General features: G+C 34.0%; 1 protein-coding gene and 1 CRISPR repeat array. The gene reads left to right on the top strand.

From position 1 onward, the window contains the following. The coding region (locus tag SULYE_RS07335) for an IS481 family transposase (protein ID WP_007548030.1) at positions 1-840 on the top strand (840 nt) is incomplete at its 5' end. A 621-nt stretch (positions 841-1,461) separates the two neighbouring features. Continuing rightward, a CRISPR array of direct repeats spans positions 1,462-2,995; the repeat unit is 29 nt; unit sequence GTTACATCTGAACCGTGTGGGTTATAAAG. Positions 2,996-3,036: the final 41 nt, after the last annotated feature.

Consider the following 3,036-nt stretch of genomic DNA (forward strand, 5'->3'; position numbering starts at 1 on the left):
CTAATTCTTCAGTTGATCTGTCTAATATTTTTTCAAAGTATTCTTTCTTATCCATTACTACTCCTCCTTATAGTTTTATTTAGACACAACATTATTTTAACTTCCGAGCTTTGTAAGCAGCACAACATTCCTACAATATCTGTAAGTTCAATTGGAAATATAATAAAGATGATTAAAGATGAAAGGAAGTTAAATCATGAGTATGCCAGGCAAAGAATCACAATCAACGGAAGAACTGGAGAGTTAATGGTAAAAGAAATTAAAAAGAAAACAAAGAAAGATAGATATAAAGACAAAAAACCAACAAAACCAGGAGAATTAGTACAAATAGATACTAAGCATGAATATGTAAATGGTAGAAAAGTTTATATATTTGTAGCCAAAGATGTAAAAACAAGAATCTCCTTTACTTTTGCATATGACAGGCTAAACAGTAAAAATGCGAAAGACTTTTTAGAGAAATTGATAAAAGCAATGCCATTTGAGATAAAAGGTATACAAACAGATAATGGCAGTGAATTCTTAGGCGAGTTTACCAAAGCATTAAAGAAAAAAGATATAAAACATTATTTTAACTATCCAAGATATCCAAAAGGACAAGCATATGTAGAGAGAATGAATAGGACATTACAGGATGAATTTATCATGTACTACGAAGATTATGAATTAAAAGACATTTATGAGTTTAATAAAAAGATGTTGCAATATATGTTATGGTATAACACAGAAAGACCTCATCATAGTTTAAACAAAAAATCACCTTTACAATACTTTTGTGATATTATAAATTCAAATAAATCGGAATTTTCCCAAGCTGGTATGACTTATACACCTGCTTGACAGATAGAAAATTTTTTTGTATATTTATATTAACTTTTTAATTTTTTAACTGTACCTTGGCAATTGAATAGGTTAGCCCGCACAAGCTTATTTTACGTGAAAACGTGAGACGTGAGATGTGAGACGTTAGAGATTGGTTTATCAATAATTTAGTGATTTTTAATTGACTGCTTGATGGTTTGGCGAGATGATTTATAAGTCAGTGAAGCTAAGGTATTGGTACTGTGATTTTATTTTTTGATGTTTGATTTAAGCTTGTGTAGTGATGGTTTGAAAGGGATTTTTTGAAGAGTGAATGTAAGTACTTGGTGAATTAAACTTTTTGATTTTAGATTTTTTAGTTTTTAAATTTTTGAAAATTTGAAGTTTTTTATTTTAAATTTTTTTGAGATCGGCAAGTTAAAGAGTGATATTTGCAGCGGGCTTCTGAGTTTGTGGTTTTTGAAAGTTGGTTTGTGATAGGAAGTTAAAGGATAAAATATAATAATATATTTTCTGTATATCGAGGTTTGCTGCAAAAAACTTCAACTTGCAGGTTTTTTAAAAGTTTGGTATAATGTTTCATAACTTGGCAATTGAATAGGGTTTATGCGATTTTAATCTTGATTAAAAATTTAACGGGTTACATCTGAACCGTGTGGGTTATAAAGATATGCACTGATATTGATGCTGTAGAAGTTCTTGGTGTTACATCTGAACCGTGTGGGTTATAAAGTGTAAAGGGGAAGGCTTCCTGTTTGCTGTAAACATGTTACATCTGAACCGTGTGGGTTATAAAGATCTATATAGCATCCATTATCAGTTTTTACACATATGTTACATCTGAACCGTGTGGGTTATAAAGTAATGACTCCTTAAATTCATCAATTCTTAAATCATCGTTACATCTGAACCGTGTGGGTTATAAAGATCGGAAAGGATGCGGAAGGCATTCAAGTATTTTTAGTTACATCTGAACCGTGTGGGTTATAAAGCCAAACATCACACGTAGAGGTTTATCCGCATCTACTGGTTACATCTGAACCGTGTGGGTTATAAAGCCGTGATGGCTTTTATAATTTAATCACCAAAAGAGAGTTACATCTGAACCGTGTGGGTTATAAAGAGTTGTTGGAGATGGCACAGTTAGAATGAGATTTGTTCGTTACATCTGAACCGTGTGGGTTATAAAGTGACCTCTCTTTTGCCCGGGCTTGTCCCGGGCTTTTTGTTACATCTGAACCGTGTGGGTTATAAAGGTCAGACGGGTCCTTTTTTGAAATCAAAAAGGACTTGTTACATCTGAACCGTGTGGGTTATAAAGCAAAATAATGATAACCGTCAGATGCATAAAGTTTTAAGTTACATCTGAACCGTGTGGGTTATAAAGGTCAGACGGGTCCTTTTTTGAAATCAAAAAGGACTTGTTACATCTGAACCGTGTGGGTTATAAAGGAAGAAATTAGCGAAAGGATAAAAGCACACTTAGGCGTTACATCTGAACCGTGTGGGTTAGAAAGCTTTTAAAGGAACTTTTTCGATCACTATTTCTGATGCGTTACATCTGAACCGTGTGGGTTAGAAAGTAGATTGCGTTCCTAATGCTTTTATACTCTCTTAAGTTACATCTGAACCGTGTGGGTTAGAAAGTTTTCTAAAAGCATCTCTCTCTAACCAACCAGCAAGGTTACATCTGAACCGTGTGGGTTAGAAAGCTTCGTATCCTAAGATGCACTCTTCTGTTAGTACTTCGGTTACATCTGAACCGTGTGGGTTAGAAAGATCGTATTCGGCCATTTATTCATACCCCAATTCTTTGTTACATCTGAACCGTGTGGGTTAGAAAGGCTTTTTTTGATTTAAATATTACCTTTCTTGCACGCCGTTACATCTGAACCGTGTGGGTTAGAAAGTTGATAAACAACCTTGCACCCTTCTTAATATACACCTGGTTACATCTGAACCGTGTGGGTTAGAAAGTCTGATAAATAAGCATAAATTTTAGCATTTTCAGTTGTTACATCTGAACCGTGTGGGTTAGAAAGGATTATATGGATCGAACTTGTCAATGGGCGTGATTGTGTTACATCTGAACCGTGTGGGTTAGAAAGTTTATAAGACTGATTAAACAAGCACAGATTTCACAGATTACATCTGAACCGTGTGGGTTAGAAAGTTCTTTTGAGTATTGATAAAATATTTGAGGTGTTAGAGTTA

This window comes from Sulfurihydrogenibium yellowstonense SS-5 (assembly GCF_000173615.1).
GTDB classification, from domain to species: domain Bacteria; phylum Aquificota; class Aquificia; order Aquificales; family Hydrogenothermaceae; genus Sulfurihydrogenibium; species Sulfurihydrogenibium yellowstonense.